Consider the following 20,331-nt stretch of genomic DNA (forward strand, 5'->3'; position numbering starts at 1 on the left):
TTATTCCGCGGCCACGGGCATGGCGGTGGGTCCTGGCTCATCCATCCAGTCCACCTTGGCCATCTTGCGCACCACCACGAATTCGTCGCGGTTGGTGCCGATGGTGCCGTGGTAGTTGAAGCCGTAGGAAAGCTGCGCATAGCCGCCGACCATATGCGTGGGCTTCGGCGTGGTGCGCGTGACGCTGTTGTGGATGCCGCCGCGGGTCTTCATCACCTCGCTGCCTGGCGTGTTCACGATCTTTTCCTGCGCGTGGTACATCATGATCATCCCTTCCGGGATGCGCTGGCTGACCACCGCGCGGGCGGTGAGCGCGCCGTTCAGGTTGAAGGCTTCCACCCAGTCATTGTCCTCGAGGCCTGCCTTCGCGGCATCGATCTCGCTCAGCCACACCACGGGGCCGCCGCGGTTGAGCGTCAGCATCAGCAGATTGTCGCTGTAGGTGCTGTGGATGCCCCATTTCTGGTGCGGCGTAATGAAGTTGAGCGTCAGCTCCCTGTGGCCGTTCGGCTGGCGCCCGACCATGGCCATATGCGCCTTGAGGTCCACCGGCGGCTTGTAGACGCAAAGCCCCTCGCCGAAGGCCAGCATCCAGGGATGGTCCTGGTAGAGCTGCTGCCGTCCGGTCAGCGTCCGCCAGGGGATCAGCTCATGGACGTTGGTATAGCCTGCATTGTAGCAGACCTCCTCGCTCTCGATCCCCGACCAGGTGGGGGAGGAGATGATCTTGCGTGGCTGCGCCTGCACGTCGCGGAAGCGGATCGCCTCATGCTCCTTGCCGCGGGCGAGATGCGTGTGGTCGCGGCCGGTGACCTTGCCGAGCGCCTCCCAGGCCTTGACGGCGACATGACCATTGGTCTCGGGCGCCAGGCTCAGGATCACCTCGGCCGCGTCGATATCGCTCTCGATCCGCGGCCGCTTGCCCTCGGTGCCAGGCACCGTGACGCTGCCGTTGAGCTTGGCGAGGAACTCCACCTCGTGCCCGGTCTTCCAGCCGATGCCCTTGCCGCCATTGCCCAAGGTATCGAGCAGCGGGCCGAGCGCGGTGAAGCGGGCATAGGTGCGCGGGTAGTCGCGCGTCACCACCGCCACCGCCGGCATGGTCTTGCCGGGGATGGGGGCGCATTCGCCACGCTTCCAGTCCCGCACCACGCCCTGCGCCAGCTCCTGCGGCGTGTCGTGCATCAGCGGCGACAGCACGACATCCGTCTCCTGCTCCAGATGCCCGGGGCAGAGTTCGGAGAAGCGGCGCGCGATCCCCTTGAAGATCGCCCAGTCGCTGCGCGCCTCCCAGGCCGGGTCCACCGCGGCCGAGAGCGGATGGATGAAGGGATGCATGTCGGAGGTGTTGAGGTCGTGCTTCTCGTACCAGGTGGCCGTCGGCAGCACGATGTCGCTGTAGACGCAGGTGGTGCTCATGCGGAAATCGAGCGTCACCAGCAGGTCGAGCTTGCCGTCCGGCGCCTCCCGCCAAACGATCTCCTCCGGCATGGCGCCGCCTTCCTCGCCGAGGTCCTTGCCCTGCACGCCATGCGTCGTGCCCAGCAGGTGCTTCAGGAAGTATTCGTGCCCCTTGCCGGAGGAGCCCAGCAGGTTGGAGCGCCAGATGAACATGTTGCGCGGCCAATTGGCCGGGTTCTCCGGGTCCTCGCAGGACATCCGCAGCGTACCGTCGGCCAGCCGGTTCGCCACATAGGCGGCCGGCGCCTCGCCCATGGCCGCGGCGGCCTCGACGATGCGAAGCGGGTTCACCTGCAACTGCGGCGCCGAGGGCAGCCAGCCCATGCGCTCGGCGCGCACGTTGAAGTCGATCAGTGCGCCTTGCAGATCCTCCGGTGCGGTGGGCGAGAGCAGGTCGCGCACCCCCAGCTTCTCGTACCGGTACTGGCCGCTATGGCCATAGAAGAAGCTGGTCGAGTTCATCTGCCGCGATGGGCGCGACCAGTCCGTAGCGAAGGCGAGCGGCACCCAGCCGGTCTGCGGCCGCAGCTTCTCCTGGCCGACATAATGGCTCCAGCCGCCGCCGGACTGGCCGATGCAGCCGCACATCACCAGCAGGTTGATGATGCCGCGGTAGATCATGTCGCCGTGGTACCAGTGGTTCACCGCGGCGCCGAGGATGACCATGGACTTGCCGCGGGTCTTGTCGGCATTGGCGGCGAATTCCCGCGCCGTGGTGATGATCTGGCCGCGCGGCACGCCGCAGACCTTCTCCGCCCAGGCGGGCGTGTAGGGTGCGTCGGCATCGTAGCTCGCGGCGGCATCGCCGAAGCCGCGCTCCACGCCGTAATTCGCCAGGAACAGGTCGAAGACCGTGACCGCCAGGCGGGTGCTGCCATCCTTCAGGGTCACGCGCTGCGCCGGCATGCGGCGGGTGAGGACCTCCTCATGTGTGGTCGGGTTGAAGAACTCTGGCGCCCGGCCGCCGAAATAGGGGAAGCCCACCTCGGCCACCGTATCGCTGCCGAGCAGCGTCAGGCGCGGCGTGGTGGTCTCCAGAGTCCGGCTGTCGCGGCCCTCCAGGTTCCACTTGCCCTGCTCCCCCCCAGCGGAAGCCGATGGAGCCGGTGGGGGCGTAGAGCCGGCCGGTGGCGTCATCCACCGCCACCGTCTTCCAGTCCGGGTTGTTCGCCTCACCCAGATCCTCCGGCAGGTCGGCGGCGCGGAGCTGGCGGCCGGGCACCAGGCGGCCGTCCTTTTCCTCCAGCAGCACCAGCAGCGGCATGTCGGTGTAGCGGCGGCAATAATCGTCGAAATATGCGCTTTTCGCGCCCGCATGCCACTCGTTCAGGATCACATGGCCCATCGCCATGGCGAGCGCGGCATCGGTGCCCTGCTTCGGGTGCAGCCAAAGATCGGCGAATTTCGACGCCTCGGAATAGTCGGGCGTCACGACCACGGTCTTGGCGCCGCGGTAGCGTGCCTCGGTCATGAAATGGGCGTCCGGCGTGCGCGTCTGCGGCACGTTCGAGCCCCACATCATGATGAAGCCGGCATTGTACCAGTCGGCGCTTTCAGGCACGTCGGTCTGCTCGCCCCAGGTCTGCGGCGAGGAGGGGGGCAGGTCGCAATACCAGTCGTAGAAGGACATGCAGACGCCGCCGATCAGCGACAGGTAGCGGCTGCCGGCGGCGTAGCTGACCATGGACATGGCGGGGATCGGGCTGAAGCCGATGGTACGGTCCGGCCCATGCGTCTTGGCGGTATGGACATTGGCGGCGGCGATCAATTCCTCCGCCTCCTCCCACTCCACCCGCACGAAGCCGCCGAGGCCGCGCACGCGCTGGTATTCGCGCCGCTTCAGCTCATCGGCCTGGATGCTCGCCCAGGCTTCCACCGGATCCGCGTGCTCGGCCCGCGCGGTACGCCAAAGCTGGAGCAGCCGCTTGCGCATCATCGGGTGCTTCACCCGGTTGGCGCTGTAGAGATACCAGGAATAGCTGGCGCCGCGGGCGCAGCCGCGCGGCTCATGGTTCGGCAGGCCGGGGCGGGTGCGGGGATAGTCGGTCTGCTGCGTCTCCCAGGTGACGACGCCGCCCTTGACGTAGATCTTCCAGGAGCAACTGCCGGTGCAGTTCACGCCATGGGTGGAGCGGACGATCCGGTCATGCGCCCAGCGCTGCCGGTAGGCGTCTTCCCAGGCGCGCGGCTCATTGGTGACGCGGCCGTGGTCGCCGGAGAAGCCTTCGACATGGCGATTGAAGAAGGCGAGACGGTCGAGGAAGTGGGACATTGCGTGCTTCTCCGTAATCAGCACGGATTGGGGGCGTTGCGCCGGGCGTAGAACCACCAGTTCAGGCCGATGCAGACGGTGAAGTAGACGGCGCACCACCAGAAGAAGGCGTTCGGCGTTCCGAAGAAGGCGATGGACTGGCCGATCAGCATGCCGCAGGCGAAGGGGCCATAGGCGGCCATGGCACCGGTCCAGCCGATCACCCCGCCGGCCTGGCGCGGCGGGAAGAGCATCGGCATCTGCTTGAAGGTGCTGGCATTGCCGATGCCGGAGAAGAAGAACAGGCCAAGCATGCTGGCGAGGAAGCCGGAGAAATCCGCCATCGAGTCGGGGCTGGTGTAGAAGGGTACTGCCAGCGTGCAGGCCAGCATGCCGATCCCCGCCACCTGCGTGACCCGCGCGCCGCCGAAGCGATCGGCGATCGGACCGCCCGCGATGCGCGCCACCGAGCCGACCAGCGGGCCGAGGAAGGCGTAGGTCAGCGGATCGGGCGCCCCGGGCAGCGCGCCGTAGCACTGCTTGATGAGCAGCGGAAACACCGCGGCCATGCCCGAGAAGATGCCGAAGGTCATGATGTAGAGCACGGTCATGATGAGCCCGTGCTTCAGGCTGAAGATATCGAGCTGCTCCCGGAAATTCGCCCGCACCGGCACCGAGCGAAGCGCGAACCAGGCGGCGGCGACGCCGAGCAGGATCAGCGGCACATAGATGGCAGTGGCGTTCTGCAGCCACAGCGTCCGCGTCGCGCCGCCCTGCGCGTTGAAGCTCTGGCCCTCGCCCAGCAGCCCATCGGCCAGGGCGAAGCCGATCACCCAGGGCGTCACGAATTGCACGACGCTGACGCCGAAATTGCCGATGCCGGCCTGGATCGCCAGCGCGGTGCCGGCCAGCCGCTTCGGGAAGAACAGGCTGGTGGCGGGCATGAAGCTGCTGAAGTTGCCGCCGCCGAGGCCGGCCAGGAAGGCCAGCAGTATCAGCACCCAATAGGGCGTCGTCGGGTCCTGCACCGCGTAGAACCAGCCCAGCGCCGGCACCAGCAGCGACAGGGTGGAGAGCGTCACCACATGCCGCGCGCCGAGCATCGGCGTGAGGAAGGTGTGGAGGATGCGCAGCGTGCCGCCGGCCAGGCCCGGCATCGCCGCCAGCCAGAAGAGCTGCGAGGTGGTGAGCTTGAAGCCAAGCCCCGGCAGCCGCACCACCAGCGCGCTGACGACGAACCAGATGATGAAGGCCAGCGTCAGGTTGAAGGTGGTGATGCCGAGGCTGCGCCAGGCGACCTTGCTGCCGCGTGCCGCCCAGAAGGCGGGGTTCTCGGGCTCCCAGTGATCGAGCCAGGTGCCGCCGGGTGTGCCGGGCCTTGCGGCGCCGACCGGGGTTACGGTGGTGGACATGCTGTTTGTCCTTGCAGGGATACGGCTGCGCTAGTCGCCGGCGGCCAGACGGCCGCCCGACAGGGGCGCAGCGGGGGTTGCGGTGGGGGCGGCGGCGCCGAGCAGCGCGGCCTCGGGCAGGTCGCGCGGGGCGCGCAGTGCCGGATGCTCCTGCTTCTCCATCACGCGGATGGCGCCATGCATCCAGACCAGGCTCACCGCCACGATCAGGAACAGCAGCATGAAGCAACTGGTCCAGACGCCGACCAGGTCGTTCATCGCCCCGAAGGCCATCGGCAGGATGAAGCCGCCGAGCCCGCCGATCAGTCCCACCACGCCGCCCACGGCGCCGACGCGGCCGGGGTAGTAGACCGGGATGTGCTTGTAGACCGCGGCCTTGCCCAGGCTCATGAAGAAGCCGAGCGCCATGGTCAGCAGCATGAAGGGCAGGAAGCCGATGGCGAGGCTGAACTCGATCGGGCCGCGGATGCCCTGCACCACGTATTGCGTCGCCGGATAGCTCAGCAGGAAGGTGCAGACCAGCGAGCCGAGGAAGGTCCAGTACATCACCACCCGCGCGCCGAAGCGGTCGGACAGCGTGCCGCCGAGGATGCGGAACAGCGAGCCGGGGATGGAATAGGCCGCGCCCAGCATGCCGGCGGTGACGATATCGAGGCCGTAGACGCCCACGTAATAACGCGGCAGCCACAGCGCCAGGGCGACGAAGCCGCCGAAGACGAAGAAGTAGTAGAGCGAAAAGCGCCAGACCTGCAGGTTGGCCAGCGGCGCCATCATGGCGGCGAAGCTCTCCGGCTGCACGCCACGGGCACGGCGCGCCGCGAGATCCGGGTCGTCCTTGGTGGTGACCCAGAACAGCACCGCCGCCACCAGCAGGCCAAGCGCCCAGAGCTGCGCCACCATCTGCCAGCCAAAGGCCACCATCACCGCGGGGGCCAGGAATTTCGTCACCGCCGCGCCGACATTGCCGGCGCCGAAGATGCCGAGCGCGGTGCCCTGGCTCTCCTTCGGATACCATTTCGAGACATAGGCGATGCCGACCGAGAAGGACCCGCCGGCCAGGCCGACGCCCAGCGCCGCCAACAGGAAGGTCGGATAGTCATAGGCGTAGGAGAGCAGGAAGGTGGCGACGGAGGCCGCCAGCATCACGCCGGTGAAGACGGTGCGGCCGCCATACTGGTCGGCCCAGATGCCGAGCATCAGCCGCACCAGGCTGCCGGTCAGGATCGGCGTGCCGACTAGCAGCCCGAATTGGAAATCGTTCAGGCCGAGGTCGCGCTTTATCTGCACGCCGAGGATCGAAAAGATGGTCCATGCGGCGAAGCAGATCGTGAAGGCCGCCGTGCTGGACCACAGGGCGCGGGAACGGTCCCCGCTATCCACTGCCATGCCTGATATCGCGCTCATCGACCCCCCTCCGGGCTGCTCGATCTGCGCGGAACCTGACGGGGGGAGCGGGCCGGCTGCTTGATTCACATCAAGTTGAGCGGGAAAGCGCCAGCGATCTTCCGTGCCGTGCGAGGTGCGGCAAGGCCGATGCCGGGACATTTCGAATCAGAACTTGATCCACATCAAGGAGCCGCCCCATCCGCCGTGGCACGAGGAGGCCGCACTGGAGGGAGCGAGCCGATGCCGGACTCCGCACGATCGCTGAACATGGACCTGCTGCGTCGCAGCCCCTTCTTCGCCGCGGCCGGAGAGGCAGCGATGGCGCGGCTGCTGCGCCCCTCCTTCACCCAGCAATTGCCGCGCGGCGCCACGCTGTTCGACCAGCATGAACTGCCAGGTTTCCTGCATCTGCTGCTGGCCGGCTCGGTCGGGCTGCGCGCCCGGGACGAGAACGAGGCCGAGACGGTCGTGGAGATCTTCGGCGCCGGGGAGTTGTTCCTGGTGCCGGCCGCCATCCTCAGCCTGCCCTACCTCGCCTCCGGCACCGCGCTGACCGATATCCGCGTGCTGATGATCCCGGCCGAGACCTTCCGGGAGGGCATCGCCCAGGACCTGGCGCTGTCCCGCGCCACCATCGAATTGCTCTCGCGCCACTGGCGGATGCTGGTGGAACAGGTGGTGGACCTGAAGCTGCGCCCCGCCGAGCGCCGCGTCGCCCGCTTCCTCGCCCGTCGCGTGCCGGAGGAGCCGGGCGCGGGGCCGGCCGAACTGCCGGAACCGCGGAGCGCCATCGCCGCGCGGCTTGGGATGACGCCGGAAACCCTGTCGCGCGCGCTCAATGCGATGGAGGCGCAGGAGCTGATCCGCCTCGCGCCGCGGCGTGCTGATGTGCCGGACCGGACGCGCCTCCTGGGGTGACACGGCGCCCCCTTCCGCTGCGGTCGGTTCCGTGGTTCCTGCCGCTCCCAGGGCCTCAGGGAGGGATACCGCAGATGGACCGTCGTGCATTTCTCGGCCGTGGCGCATTGGCCGCCGGCACCGCCGCAGCCGCCGTCCCCCTGGCCGCACCGGCCATCGCGCAGACCCAGCCGGCGCTGCGCTGGCGGCTGACCAGCAGCTATCCCACCACCCTCGATGCCATCCATGGTGCCGCCGGCGTCTTTGCCCGCACCGTCGCCGAGCTCACCGATGACCGGTTCCAGATCCGCGTCTTCGGCCCGGGCGAGCTGGTGCCTGCCTTGCAGGCGCTGGATGCGGTGCAGGCCAGCACGGTGGAATGCGCCCATACCACCAATTCCTTCTACATCGGCAAGAACCCGGCCTTCGCCTTTGCCACCGGCCTGCCCTTCGGCCTCAACACGCGGCAGCAGAATGCCTGGATGTATGAGGGCGGCGGCATCGAGCTGTTGAACGGGCTGTTCAGCCGGTTCAACACCTATGGCCTGCCGCTCGGTACCACCGGCGCGCAGATGGGCGGCTGGTTCCGCAAGGAAATCCGCACCACCGCGGATCTGCAGGGGCTGAAGATGCGCATCGCTGGCCTCGGCGGCACGGTGCTGCAGCGGGTGGGCGGCGTGCCGCAGCAACTCGCCGGCGGCGACCTCTACCCGGCGCTGGAGCGCGGCACCATCGACGCCGTCGAATGGCTCGGCCCCTATGACGATGAGAAGCTCGGCTTCCACCGCGTCGCGCCTTTTTATTACTACCCGGCCTGGTGGGAGGGGGCGGCGAATACCCATCTGATGGTCAATCTCGACCAGTGGAACGGGCTGCCGGCCAGCTACAAGGCCGCCATCCGCACCGCGGCGGCCGAGGCGACGCATTGGATGGTCGCCCGCTACGACACCCGCAGCCCGGATGCGCTGCGCCGCCTCATCGCTGCCGGCACCCAGCTCCGCGCTTTCCCGCGGGAGGTGATGGATGCCTGCTACCGGGAAGCCATGGCGCTGGAGCAGGAGCTGGCCGGGCGCAGCCCGGAATTCCACCGCATCCACGAAGCCTGGGCGAAGTCCCGTGACGACATGCGGGCCTGGTTCCGGGTGGCCGAATTGTCCTTCGACAGCTACCTGGCGCAGGTCGCCGCCCGCCGCTGAACCCTTTCAGGCGGCGCGGGAGCCGGCCAGGCGCCGGCGGGCGGCGGTGAGCAGATTCGCTGCCGCCGCGTTGTCCGGATTCATCTCCAGCGCCAGTTCGGCATGGGGCAGGGCCTGGCCGGGCTTGCCGGCCTTGAGCAATGCGCTGCCCAGCAGATGGTGCGCCTTGGCATTGCCGGGGGCCAGGGCCGCCGCCATGGCGAGGGCGGCGACCGCATTCACCACCTGCCCGGCATCGAGCAGGATTCGGCCCACTTCCATCAGCACCTCCGGCCGGCCGCTCAGGCCGAGCAGCGAATTGCCGCTGAACAGCTCGGCCGGCGGCGGCAGGCCGAGCGCCTTGTAGGCCTGCAGCAGCGGCGCATAGGCATGGCCGCAATAGGGGTGCTGCTGCAACACCTGGCGCAGCCGCTCGGCCGCGGCCTCGGCCTGGCCGGATTGCAGCTCGCGCTGGGCCAGGCGGATCATCAGCTCCGGGTGTTCGCCGGCCAGCGCGATGGCGGCCAGAAGCCGGTCCTGCTGGCCTGGTAGCAGCGGCTCGGCCTCGTCGATGGCAAGGATCAGCCCCTGCAACGGATGGCCCTCGATGCGGCCCTCCAGCATCCGTGCATAGCCGAAATGCGGGGTGTGGCCGATGACGTAATCCTCGAAGGCGCCAAGCAGGTCGGCGTCGAAATGCGGGCTGTCCTGCACCACGCGGGGGCGGAAGCCGGTGGCGTCCCTGGCGCCGGTGCTGACCCGCACCGGCCTCGCCGCCTCGACCACCGCCTCGATTCGGGCGCGGTCGGCCTGTCCGGTGGCGGCCAGCAGGAGCCGTTCCAGCGCCCCCGCCGGGTCGGCGGTGAGTTCGGCGTAATCGAGATAGACCCCGTTCGCGACCCGTTCGGCCAGCCACTTGTCATGGAAGCGCCGGTAGTAGACCGCCTTGGCGGCGAGCCAGAAGGAGTAGTGCTCGCGGCTCAGCCGGTAATTCAGGCTGGCCCGGCCGATGCCATCGGCGACATCAAGCTCGCGATCCGAAAGAGCTTCCGGCACGGGGTGGCGATACTGGATGACATAGACGGCCTGGTCGATCGACTTCGGCACTTCCATCTGCCGGTCATGGCTTTTCTGGTAGAGGAAGGCGAAGTCGCCGCGCTTCGTGCAGGGGATCTGCCGGCAGCAGTCCTTTGGCGAGTAGAATTCGCAGTAGCGCAGCTCCGGCCCGAAGAATTTGGCCAGCATGTTCTGCAGGAAATGATGGCCGGAACGCGGGATGGACGCGCCGACCAGAAGCTTCGGAGACTGGGTCATGCTGTCCTCGACAGGGATATTGGCGCCGTCCGGCATGCCAGCATCGAGCAGGGGAGTGCGGCCCGCCCGCATCAGTCGCGGAAGGCCCGGCGGGCGGAGTTGCGGATCGGCGCCCATAGGTAATCCAGCGGGGTGCGCTTCTCGCCCAGCACATAGATCTCGCAGGGCATGCCGGCGGTGAGCGTCACTTCCGGCACCTTCTCCAGCACCTCCGTGTCGAGTTCCACGCGCATGAGGTAGAAGGGCGCGCCCGTCGTCGGTGTCTGGACATCGGCGCCGACCTGGATCACCCGCCCGGCAATGAGCGGCGTCTGGCGCATGCGGTAGGAGGTGAGCCTCACATTGGTCCGCTGTCCGACCTCGATCTGCTCGATATCCACCGGCATCACCTGCGCCTCGACCACGAAGCGGTCGCGGATGGGCACGAGGTCGAGGATGACCTCGCCGGCGGCAATGCTGCTGCCCGGAGTGAAGGCGCGGATATTCGTGACCTTGCCGGCTTCCGGGGAAACGACCTCGCGCCGCTGCAAGATGTCCTGGGTGGCGCGCAACTGCTGCGTCGCCGTCGCCACCGCGGCCTCGGTGGTCTGGAGGTCGTTCGCGATCTCGGAGAGGCGGTTCAGCCGGAGTGCCGAAAGCTGGCTGCGCGCACCGGCGATGCTCTCGCGCAACTGCGCCTCCTGCGCCGCGAACTGGCCGATGGAGGCCGCATAGCCGGATTCGGCGCGCTGCATCTCCAGCACCCGGAACCGGGCCGCGAAGCCTTGCGCCAGCAGCTCCCTCAGGCTGGCGATCTGGTCGCGGGTGGAGCGGAGCTGGCTCTGCGCGGCCTCGCGCTGGGAGCGGGCCCCCGCCACCTGTTCCTGCAATTGCGAGATCTGCCGCTCCTGCACCGTGACCTGGCCGTCATAGGCGCGCCAGCGGGCCTGGAAGAGGTGTTGCTCCGCTTCCAGGAAAACCATGATGGCATGGTCGGCCGCTGCCGCCTGGGAGAGGTCCTCGGCGAAGTGCAGCCTGCGTTCCTCGGCCTGTTCGGCGCGAAGCCGGGCAAGCCGTGCCCGGCCGCTCCAGAATTGCGCGCGCGCCTGGTCGGCCTGGGACTCCGCCTGGGTGACATCGAGCTGCAACAGGGTCTGCCCCTCGCGCACGATGTCGCCCTCACGCACCTCCAGCCGGCGCAGGATGCCGGATTCCATCAGGTTGACCGATTTGCGCCGTCCCTCCGGCACCAATTGCCCGCCGGCCAGGACCGCCCGCTCCATGGTCGTCATGGTGGCCCAGCCGACCAGAGGCAGCAGGCTGATCCCGAGTGTCAGCAGCGCGAGCCGCACCACGCGCCCGACCGGCGGCGTCCTGATCGAGGCTTCGAGCTGCGCTTCCAGCGATTCGACCTGGGTCTGCACCTGTGATGGCAGGCCCAGCGCCTTGTTCTGCTCAACCAACTGCTGCAAGGCGGCCTCCTGTTTGCTCGGCCTGCGGGTCGACCGGTTGCACCTGCCAGGTGCCGCCCGGGCCCAGCAGCAGGCAGAGATCGGTGACATCGAGCCAGGTCCGCGGCTCATGCGTGACCACGAGCACCACGCCGCCGCGCGCCCGGGTCGTCTGCACGGCACCGCGCATCGCCGCCCGTGCCATGCCATCGAGCCCGACCTCGGGCTCGTCCAGGATCAGCAGGCCCGGCTCGCGATAGAGGGCCCGGGCCAGGCCGATCATCCGGCGCTGCCCGGCCGAGAGGCCGGAGGTCGCGCCGGCCGGCGTCTGGTAGCCGAGCGGCAGGCGGCCGATCAGTTCATGCGCCCCCGCCATGCGGGCGGCGGCGACCACATCCGCGGCGGCGGCATCCGGCCCGCGGCCGATATTGTCGAAGACGGTGCCGTCCAGCATCTGCACGTCCTGCGGCAGGTAGCCGATCCGGGCGCCGAGCTCCGCGCGGTCGCAGAAATGGGTGTCCTGGCCATCCAGCAGCACCCGCCCGGAGGTCGGCGCGAGCAGGCCAAGGGTCAGGCGGAGCAGCGTGCTCTTGCCGACCCCGTTCGGCCCCTGGATCACGACCGCAGTGCCTGGCGGCAGCCGCAGCGTCACGCCGGCGACAACAGGCTTCTCGCGGCCCGTGGGCCAGAAGGTGACATCCTCCAGCAGCAGGCTGCGCGGCGCCTCGGGATCCGGGGGCAGCACCCGTGGCGCGCCATCCTGCCGCAGCACCTGCTGCAGCCGTCGCCAGGCCTGGAGAGCGAAGGCCCAACTGTCCCAGGTGCGGAACAGGGTCGAGAAGGGATGCACGGCGCTATTGGAGAACATATAGGCGGCGAGCATCATGCCGAGCGACCCGACATGGATGAAGATCAGGTAGCAGGCATAGACCTTAACGGCGAGGCCGAAGGCTTCGGTGATGACCGACTCCAACCCCTGGATGGCGTTCACGCGCCGGTGCGTGGCATCGAGGCTGTCCAGCGAATTCCCATAGCGGGCCTGCCAGCGGAACATCGTGGCCGGCAGCAGGCCGATGCCGCGCACCAGGTCGGGATGCACGAGCTGGCCGCTCAGCTCGCCGGAGGTGTCGCGGGATTTCGCCCGGGAGGTCTGCACCAGCTCCCGCGTCGCCCGGTACATGACAAGCCCGAGCAGCGTCGCCAGCACGATGCCGGCCAACCCGATGAGGCCGAGGCCGGTGTCGATGTAGAACAGCATGCCGAGCGCCATGCCGGCGGTGATCAGATCCAGGAAGGCGGTGATGGCGCTGCCGCCGAGGAAGCGGCGGAACTGGTTGATGTCCTCGAGGACCGACAGCCCCTCGCCGGAATCCGTCCGCACGGCGTTGCGGATGGCGGCCTGCAGCGCCTGCGCCTGCAGGCGCATCCCGAACCGCTCGGCGACCGCGCCGAGCATGGCCGAGCGCAGGTGGTCATAGGCCGCGGAAAAGACCACCACCAGCGTGAACAGCATGGCGAAGGCGATCAGCGTATCCGAGTTGCGGGTATCCACCACGCCGTCCGAGATATGCATCAGGAGCAGGATGAAGCCGAACATGCTGAGCTGCCCCGCGACGGTCAGCGCCACCACGGTCGAAGCGAAAACCGGAGTCACCCCGAAGTCACGGAGCCGCAGCCCCATTGGTGGGGAGGTCCTGGCGGCGCTCATGCGGCGATCTCCCGCTCCGCCTGTCGCTGCCGGGTCAGGCGCAGCGTGCGGCGAGGCAGCTTCGGCTGGTCCTCGCCGGCCGGCACCAGCGTGCCGTTCCGCAGCGCGAAGATCCGGTCGGCAGCCGCCAGCAGGCTCGGCCGGTGCGTGGTGAAGATCACCGAGGTGCCTTCCTCCCGGAGCGCCGCCAGGAGCATGGCGACATGGGCCTCGCCCTCGGCATCCATGGAGCCGGCAAGCTCATCCAGCAGCAGCAGCTTCGGCCGGCCATAGAGGGCCCGCGCCAGGGCGATGCGCTGGCGCTGGCCCATGGAAAGCTGGAAGCCACCGGAGATCGGGGTGGCGTAGCCGAGCGGCAGGCCGATGATGGTGTCATGCGCGCCGGCCCGCCTGGCGGCATCCAGGACCAGGGTCATGTCCGGCGTCTCCAGCCGGGCGATGACCTCGGCCGCAGTGCCGCGGGACAGCAGGGATTCCTGCGGCAGGAAGCCGACATGCCGGGCCAGGTCGCGGCGGTCCCATTGATGCGTGGCGTGCCCGTCGAGATAGATGCCGCCGGAGCCGGGCCGGTACATGCCGACCAGCAGCCGGAGCAGGGTGGACTTGCCGCTGCCCGAGGCACCGATGATGGCGACGATCTCGCCCGGCTCGACCGTCAACTCGATATTGCGCAGCAGGGTTGGCTGCGGCCCGCGGAAGGTGAAGCCCATATGCTCGACCACGAGGCGGCCTTCGGGGCAGGGGAAGGCGATGCCTTCCGGTGGCATCGGGCTGCCATCGATCAGCGCCCGGAGGCGCCGCCAGGCCGCCAGCCCGTCCGCGATGTCGCGGGCGCTGCGGCCGATGCCGATGAAGGGGCCGGTGACGCGGCTCATCAGGAAGATGGCGCCGAAGAGGGCCGCGTTGATGCTCTCGCCGCTCAAGGCCAGCACGGCGCCGGTCATCAGGACCGAGCCGCGGAAGCTGCCGAGCATGAGTTCCAACAGGGCTTTCAGCCGCGCGGCGCGCCGCTCCGCCAGCCAGGCCTCGCCGGCTGCCTCGGTGCTGGCATCGATCCATTGCCGGGTCAGGCGCGGCAGCATGCCCATGGCCAGCACCGCTTCGCCCGAACGCATGGCATCCGCCGCCAGGCCGAAGGCACGGCCATTGGCGCCGCTGCTGATGCGCGAGGCGCGGCTGGCCGCCCGCGTGACGAGAATGCCGAGGATGCCTGCCAGCACGCAGTAGGTCAGGGCGAGCACGCCATAGGCCCAGTGCAGCATGAAGACCAGCACGACGCTGAGCGGGGTCAGGACGATATCCACCGCCAGCCCGCCGACCGGGCCGGCGAGCGAGGTCCGCATCACCTCGATATCGCTGATGGCGCCATTCGCCAGGGTCTCGGGTCGCCCGGCGCGCTGCGCGGTGGCGAGGACCGCCGGTACCGCCAGGCGCCGCGCCGCGAAGCCGGAGATCGAGGAGACCGCGATGTCCTGGAGGTATTTGAAGCCGATCGTGAGCGCGACGAGGATCGCCCAGAGGATGGCGGCCGAAAGCAGTGTGTCCCAGCTATGCGTGGTGGTGACGTTCATGACGATGAACATCTTGTTCATCACCAGCCCGAAGGCCAGCAGGGCGCTGAAGACGCCGACCCCGAGCATCAGCCAGAGCCAGCTGCTCGTGGCCCGCAGGACGTCCTCGATCGCCTCCTGCAGGAGTGCGTCGGTGCCCCGGTTCGCGGGTTTGCGCGCCATGGCCGGCTAGGCCAGATACTTCGCGGCCGCCAGCGCCAGGGCGGCGCTGACCGCGCTCGCCAGGACGGCGAGCAGCACCGCCTGCCATGGATCGAGCCCGCCCGCGGATCGGCCTTCGCCGGGGAGCATGATCTCGCCCAGCTTGCCATCGAGCCGCGCGATCCACAATTCTAGCGAGCCCAGACGCTGCTGCAATTCATGCCCTGCCTGGGCGATGGCATCGACTGCCGCGGCCTCCGGCAGTTGCGCCGCCTTCTCGCGGAAATCGGCGAGTTCCCGGCGGATCTGCTGCTGCTCGTCGAGCACGCCATCGACCATGCGCTGCAGATGGGTCGAGACCTGCGAATCGTCGGGCCGGCGGATTCGCACCGCGATGGGGAATTCCGAACCATCCGCGCCGAAGGCGATGGCCGTCAGTTCCGCGCGACGCTCCACCCAATCCGCGATCAGGGGGGAATTCGAAGGCATGGCAGCCGTCGCCCACGCCGTTCTTGGAGAGGTCGGGCCGGACGAAATCCGCGATGGTATTCGCCACGACCTCCCCGGCGAGGCGCAGCTCCACCTTCAGTCGCCGCCCCGGATGCGCGGCATCCCAGGCCCAGCCGAACAGGCGGTCGGAGGTGGCGTTGTCGATCAATCCACGCACATCGGAGGCCGCCCCGAGCGTGTCGGAGGCCGGGATGACCGACGAGGATGACGGGATTGGCGGTGCGGGGGGGCGTGGAGACTTCCCCCTGTTCCCGCATGGCCCGACGTGCCGAAGGGAGCGGCCGCAGCTTCATGATTCTGAATTCCCTTGAGCGTGCTCGGCCATCTAGGCCGGCACCAGGCCTAATGCATCTTGATAGAGTTTGAGGTGCCGGTCGGCGATCTCGGCGATGCCGGGCGGCCGCTGGATGCCGGCGACGAGGGACTCCCAAAGCCCCTCCGTCTCAATCGCCCGGCGCAGCACCTGCGCCAGGCCGGCGGGGTCGTTGACCGGTGCGTGCAGGCCGTCCACCCCGTTGCGCACCATCTCCGCCATGCCGCCGACATTGCCTGAGATCACCGGCCGCCGGTGGCGGAAGGCTTCCAGGATCACCAGTGGCGCGTTCTCCCACCAGACGGAAGGCACCACCACCCAGTCGACCTCGGCCATCAGCCGGCCGAGTTCGGCGCTGGTATAGGCGCCATTGTGCCGGGCCGCCGGTGCGCCGGCCAGGGCGCCGCGGAACTCCTCCATGAAGGTGTCGGACTGGTAGGCCGCAGCGCCGTTCAGCGCCACCCGGTGGTCGATGCCGGCCGCGCTCAACTGCTGCGATGCACCGAGCAGCACGAGGCCGCCCTTGAAGCGGCTGATATGGCCGAAGAAGCCGAAGCGGTCACGCCGTCCACCTGGCGCGGGGCGGTGCGGCGCGGGCACGGACTCCGCGATGCCATTCGGCATGACGGTGAAGCGCGCCGCCGGCCAGCCCGCGGCCACGAAGCGATCCCGAGCGAAGGCGCTGGGCACCAGGATGCGGTCGAAATCCTGGAAGGCATCGCGCATCTGGAGGTCGCGCATCACGAAATCCGCGCCGGCGCGACCAGGGAAGCAGCGCTGGCAGGCATCGAGCGAGGGGCCCGGGCAGAGCCGTCCCTCGGTGGTGAGGAGCTGGCCTTCCTGGGCGCAGATGGCAAAGAAGTCATGCGCAGTGAAGATCAGCCTCGCGCGTGGCGCCGCCCGCCGGATCAGGTCGATGGTCTCCACCCCGAAGAGCAGGGGGTGGTGGATGTGCACCAGCTGCGGATTCACGGATTCGATCAGCGGCGCCAGGCTGGCCAGGCCGTAGGTATCCGGCTGGCTCAAGAAGAAGCGGTCGAAATGGCCGAGCCAGACCAGCATCTCATCCGGCGCGCCGCCGATGGATTGCAGCATGGTCCCAGGGCGGCGTTCGCGATGCGCGCCGGTGACGGCGGCGAGGAACAGCCCTTCGACTCCATGGCGGTCGCGTAATTCGCGGAACAGGGTCCGCGCCAGGACTTCGGTACCGCCGGGCTGCAGATCCGGGTGGTTGTGGCAGAGATGGAGGATTCGCATTGCGTCAGCGTGCCCGCGCCTGGGTACGGCGGCCGGAGCGCGCCATCAGTTGCTCGATCGCGGCGCCCCAGCGCCCGTGGTGCAGGCGGCGGTTGTAGTTGGCGGCGAGTGTCCGGGCGTAGCCGTTGTGGTCCCTGATCGATTGCCGCTCGAAGTGGTAGAGCTCCGAGCGTGGGACATAGGCGATCTCGCCACCCGCCGCGCGCAGCCGCAGGCAGAGATCCGAATCCTCGTAGTCGCCCACCACATAGTCGGTGCAGATGCCGCCCACCGCCTCGAAGGCCTTGCGGCGGACGCAGAAGGCGGCGCCGGTGATGCCGGGCACCAGCCGGGCTTCCTCGGCCGGCGGATAATGCCGGGGATAGCCCTTGTGGTAGTGGTTGTTGAACCACTCCTCGCCGGGCCCGACCTCGAAGAACAAGCCCGCATGCTGCAGCGAGCCGTCCTCGAAGAGGAGCTTCGGCCCGACCGCGGCGACCCGCTTCTGCCGCGCCAAGGTGCCGAGCAGCGGCTGCAGCCAGCCACGGCCGGCCGGCACCACATCCGGATTCAGCAACAGCAGGACCGGCGCCCGGGCCTCCGCGGCACCGGCATTGCAGGCGCTGGAATAGCCGTAATTGGCGGCCTGGACCACCAGTGTCAGCGGCAGCCGGTAGATGCCGTGCAGGCCGCGCAGAAGGTGCTCGACCTCCTCGCGCTGCTCCGGCGAATCCAGCACATAGATCAGCTCCGCCTCGCGCAGCGCCGGGTCGCGCGCCAGGGCGGCCATCTGGTGCCGGAGGAAGCGAAGGTTCCGGTACAAGGGCACGACGAGCGACACTGCGGGCGAGGGCACCCGCTCGCCGAACCGGACCAGCGCCGGCGCGCCGCGCCCGGCCATGACTACCCGGTGCAGCCGCTCCACCGCCGGGGCGATGCACCGCGTCATCAGCTCAGAGGTGATATGCTGCGGCGCGATCGAGCCGAGCACTGCATCGCGGGCCCCCTGCGCATGGGTGATGGCGGGTGGGGCGACCAGGTCGATGAGGTCGCCGGTGGTGAGTTCCAGCCGCATCGACCACTGCGCCACCGGGCGGGTGGCGGCATCGGGCAGGTGGATGGTGAAGCCCGGCCGCAGCCCGGCACCGCCATGCGGGGCCTCGGCATATTTCTTCGCCAGGTCCGGGCGTGGAAAGCGCCCGAGCTCCGCCAGGGGAAGCGGCCGCTCGCCATGCGGGCCACGCAGCGTGACGCCGGCGATGAGTTCCAGGGGATCCCGCATCCAGCCACGCAGGAAGACGCCGCCGGCGTGGTCGCATAGCGCCATCTCGAGTGCCGCGCCGAAGGGCCGTTCCGGCGCAGCATAGTGGTGCGGCCGCTCGGTCGGCGCGAGAAGCTGGAAATCGCGCAGCAGGCGCCGCGCTTCCTCGTCGCCGCCCGCGCGCCGGCCGAGTTCCGTCAGCCCGCTGCGGTAGAGCGAGAGGCTCCGCTGGTCCTTGCGCCGGCCGAGTTCGGCCAGGGTCGGCAACCTGCCCTGGGCGGGCGCCAGGTGGATCGGCCCGTCGCCCTCGGCGGGAAGCAGGTAGCCATCCTCGAATCGGCGGTCGCGCAGGATAACCGTGCCGCCGGCCACCGGCACCCGCCGCAGGCGGCGGCGGCTGAGTGCGTAATGGGTGCCGCTGCCCTCATCCGTGCCGGCGGGCAGGGCCCACATCATCATGTCATGGCCGCAAAGCGCCACCGGCAGCGCGGTCCGCTCCGGCGAGAGCACCGATTCGGCAAGGCGGTGGCAGGTTTCCGCCAGGCCGCCATCGTCGCCGTGCCGCAGGAGCCCGGTGGCCTTGGCGGCAATGAAGCGGAGCACGGCGAGGGTGCTGGCGGGATCGGTGGTGCCGATCAGGTCGGCGATATCAGGCAGGTCGATGATCTGCGCCGGCCTGGCGAGCCCGGCCTCATCCCGCACGCGCAGCAGGCTGCCGGGGGCGAGGCCCGGCTGCGTCCGGGCCAGCAGGAGGAGCTGCGAGCCGCCACGGCGGCCAGGCAGCCGGTGCCAGGACAAGGGGGGGCCGGATGAGGTCCTCGGTCCCGCCAATGCTGGCGGTGGCGATATCGAGTTCGGCGAGGGCGCCGCCGAAGCCGAGCATCACGATGCCGACCGACAAGGCCACCATACCCACCGAAACGGAACCGGCGGCATCCAGGGACGCCGCCGGTGGCTTCTTCAGCATGTTCAGGGCCAGCTCCTGCCGTCACACCGGACAGGTACCAGACATCCCTTTAGACAATCTTAACCCAAGTGGAGATGTTGGCCAGGAAGTCGTCCTTGGAGACGCCCATGATCTTGATGGTGTCGGAGCCGATGGTGATCATGGTGTAGCTGCTGGTGCCGGAGACCATGCCCAGGTTCTGTAGGTCAGTGGCGTCGTGGATGCCGCTGCCATTGATGTTCTTCGAGAGCCAGAGCTCGTCGCCCGTCTTCCCGAAGTCCATGATGACGTCGTTGCCGAAGTTGCTGTCGAAGTAGAAGGCGTCGTTGCCGCTGCCGCCGATTAGGGTGTCGTTGCCGGCGCCGCCGATGAGGGTGTCGTTGCCGGCGCCGCCCATCAGGAAGTCGTTGCCGCGATAGCCGTTCAGGAAATCATCGCCGTCGCCGCCGAGCAACGTGTCGGCGCCCTCGGCGCCGAAGATCACGTCATTCCCGCTGCCGCCATCGGCGAAATTATTGCCCTCGCCGGCATCGATCGTGTCGCTGCCGGTGCCGCCATACAGCTTGTCGTCACCGCTGCCCGACTTGACATTGTCGTCACCCGCGCCGCCGGAGACGGTGTTGTTGCCACTGCCGGCATCGATGGCGTCGTTGCCGGCACCGCCGAAGGCGCTGTCATTGCCATTGCCGGAGATGATGGTGTCGTTGCCGCTGCCCATCTCAACGCGGAGATCGCCAGCATTGTTCTGGGCATCGACGGTGCTATTGCCGGTCGCCTCCGAACGGTCCAGGAAAATTCCGGCTGTATCAATGTGATAGTACGAATCGGCCCCATTCGGGATCTGATCCAGGCCGACGGTGGCACTGCCACCGATTACAGACGCGAAATCACCCATGGCCAGCACCTCGAAAAAGGGTAGGGGGCCGTGGAGCCCCGTTCGGATGTCGTTTCTTTAACCACAGGTTGCTGGGGCGTCAATGCGAGCCGGGCTTCGGCGACAACTCGTTACACCGAAGGTGAGGTTTGTCTAAAAAATACATCATTTGAGAACGACCCGACTAAGGGGCAATGCAATCACCAAGGTAGCTGGAGCCTGGGAAAGTGCCACGATTTCATGCCGGGCCTCCCTGAGCCATCGCTTCACCTGCCTACGGCGATCAATTGCAAAGACCGGTCACGTGGCTTGCGGCAATCGGCCGGTAAGCATTGCAACAAATTGAGACGACCTGCCTTCTTCACCTCTGGTTGTTAAGCTTCTATAACCGGTGGTGAAACAGGTGGGAAGGTTTCGAGCCGTTGCGGTTCGTGAGCCGCCCCCT

At 68.4% G+C, this 20,331-nt stretch carries 12 protein-coding genes and 1 pseudogene; 2 read left to right on the forward strand and 11 right to left on the reverse strand.

The window, feature by feature from the left end:
- From KSF81_RS13770 to KSF81_RS13780, 3 genes and pseudogenes are all read right to left on the reverse strand, one after another.
- Positions 1 to 3,733: pseudogene (locus tag KSF81_RS13770) on the reverse strand (nitrate reductase subunit alpha).
- Positions 3,734 to 3,750: 17 nt separating this feature from the next.
- Complete coding sequence (locus KSF81_RS13775) at positions 3,751 to 5,124, reverse strand: nitrate/nitrite transporter (RefSeq protein ID WP_217379473.1); 1,374 nt, start codon at positions 5,122 to 5,124, stop codon at positions 3,751 to 3,753.
- A 30-nt stretch (positions 5,125 to 5,154) separates the two neighbouring features.
- Positions 5,155 to 6,528: a nitrate/nitrite transporter gene (locus KSF81_RS13780; RefSeq protein WP_217379474.1), complete on the reverse strand. Its 1,374-nt coding sequence runs from the start codon at positions 6,526 to 6,528 to the stop codon at positions 5,155 to 5,157.
- A 222-nt stretch (positions 6,529 to 6,750) separates the two neighbouring features.
- On the opposite strand from KSF81_RS13780, the gene KSF81_RS13785 reads away from it, so the two are divergent.
- Both KSF81_RS13785 and KSF81_RS13790 read left to right on the forward strand, forming a co-directional pair.
- Positions 6,751 to 7,428: a Crp/Fnr family transcriptional regulator gene (locus tag KSF81_RS13785; protein WP_217379475.1), complete on the forward strand. Its 678-nt coding sequence runs from the start codon at positions 6,751 to 6,753 to the stop codon at positions 7,426 to 7,428.
- 74 nt (positions 7,429 to 7,502) lie between these two features.
- On the forward strand, positions 7,503 to 8,603 hold the full coding sequence (locus KSF81_RS13790) for a TRAP transporter substrate-binding protein (protein ID WP_217379476.1): 1,101 nt from the start codon (positions 7,503 to 7,505) through the stop codon (positions 8,601 to 8,603).
- A 6-nt stretch (positions 8,604 to 8,609) separates the two neighbouring features.
- Here KSF81_RS13790 and KSF81_RS13795 read toward each other — a convergent pair whose 3' ends face one another.
- From KSF81_RS13795 to KSF81_RS13830, 8 genes are all read right to left on the reverse strand, one after another.
- A complete protein-coding gene (locus KSF81_RS13795; RefSeq protein WP_217379477.1) occupies positions 8,610 to 9,932 on the reverse strand; it encodes a tetratricopeptide repeat protein in 1,323 nt (440 codons plus the stop codon).
- Between the two features lie 35 nt (positions 9,933 to 9,967).
- Entirely contained in the window at positions 9,968 to 11,347 is a 1,380-nt protein-coding gene (locus tag KSF81_RS13800) for an HlyD family type I secretion periplasmic adaptor subunit (RefSeq protein WP_217379478.1), read from the reverse strand.
- Positions 11,331 to 13,034 carry an ATP-binding cassette domain-containing protein gene (locus KSF81_RS13805; protein ID WP_217379479.1) on the reverse strand — a complete coding sequence of 568 codons (1,704 nt, stop codon included), beginning with the start codon at positions 13,032 to 13,034 and terminating at the stop codon, positions 11,331 to 11,333. Before KSF81_RS13805 ends, KSF81_RS13800 begins: the two co-directional genes overlap by 17 nt.
- A complete protein-coding gene (locus KSF81_RS13810) occupies positions 13,031 to 14,767 on the reverse strand; it encodes an ATP-binding cassette domain-containing protein (protein ID WP_217379480.1) in 1,737 nt (578 codons plus the stop codon). The genes KSF81_RS13805 and KSF81_RS13810 overlap by 4 nt, the downstream gene beginning before the upstream one ends.
- Before the next feature lie 6 nt (positions 14,768 to 14,773).
- Positions 14,774 to 15,235: a hypothetical protein gene (locus KSF81_RS13815; protein WP_217379481.1), complete on the reverse strand. Its 462-nt coding sequence runs from the start codon at positions 15,233 to 15,235 to the stop codon at positions 14,774 to 14,776.
- Between the two features lie 346 nt (positions 15,236 to 15,581).
- Entirely contained in the window at positions 15,582 to 16,826 is a 1,245-nt protein-coding gene (locus KSF81_RS13820) for a glycosyltransferase family 4 protein (RefSeq protein ID WP_217379482.1), read from the reverse strand.
- A gap of 4 nt (positions 16,827 to 16,830) precedes the next feature.
- A complete protein-coding gene (locus KSF81_RS13825) occupies positions 16,831 to 18,864 on the reverse strand; it encodes a glycosyltransferase (protein ID WP_217379483.1) in 2,034 nt (677 codons plus the stop codon).
- A gap of 218 nt (positions 18,865 to 19,082) precedes the next feature.
- On the reverse strand, positions 19,083 to 19,907 hold the full coding sequence (locus KSF81_RS13830; protein ID WP_217379484.1) for a calcium-binding protein: 825 nt from the start codon (positions 19,905 to 19,907) through the stop codon (positions 19,083 to 19,085).
- Positions 19,908 to 20,331 lie beyond the last annotated feature (424 nt).

It is taken from the genome of Siccirubricoccus sp. G192 (assembly GCF_019084075.1).
Taxonomy (GTDB): Bacteria; Pseudomonadota; Alphaproteobacteria; order Acetobacterales; family Acetobacteraceae; genus G192.

Excerpts from the sequence above, each read along its gene's own strand:
- KSF81_RS13775 (WP_217379473.1), bottom strand. The coding sequence starts at position 5,124 with ATGTCCACCACCGTAACCCCGGTCGGCGCCGCAAGGCCCGGCACACCC.
- KSF81_RS13780 (WP_217379474.1), bottom strand. The coding sequence starts at position 6,528 with ATGAGCGCGATATCAGGCATGGCAGTGGATAGCGGGGACCGTTCCCGC.
- KSF81_RS13785 (WP_217379475.1), top strand. The coding sequence starts at position 6,751 with ATGCCGGACTCCGCACGATCGCTGAACATGGACCTGCTGCGTCGCAGC.
- KSF81_RS13790 (WP_217379476.1), top strand. The coding sequence starts at position 7,503 with ATGGACCGTCGTGCATTTCTCGGCCGTGGCGCATTGGCCGCCGGCACC.
- KSF81_RS13795 (WP_217379477.1), bottom strand. The coding sequence starts at position 9,932 with ATGCCGGACGGCGCCAATATCCCTGTCGAGGACAGCATGACCCAGTCT.
- KSF81_RS13805 (WP_217379479.1), bottom strand. The coding sequence starts at position 13,034 with ATGAGCGCCGCCAGGACCTCCCCACCAATGGGGCTGCGGCTCCGTGAC.
- KSF81_RS13810 (WP_217379480.1), bottom strand. The coding sequence starts at position 14,767 with ATGGCGCGCAAACCCGCGAACCGGGGCACCGACGCACTCCTGCAGGAG.
- KSF81_RS13815 (WP_217379481.1), bottom strand. The coding sequence starts at position 15,235 with ATGCCTTCGAATTCCCCCCTGATCGCGGATTGGGTGGAGCGTCGCGCG.
- KSF81_RS13820 (WP_217379482.1), bottom strand. The coding sequence starts at position 16,826 with ATGCGAATCCTCCATCTCTGCCACAACCACCCGGATCTGCAGCCCGGC.
- KSF81_RS13830 (WP_217379484.1), bottom strand. The coding sequence starts at position 19,907 with ATGGGTGATTTCGCGTCTGTAATCGGTGGCAGTGCCACCGTCGGCCTG.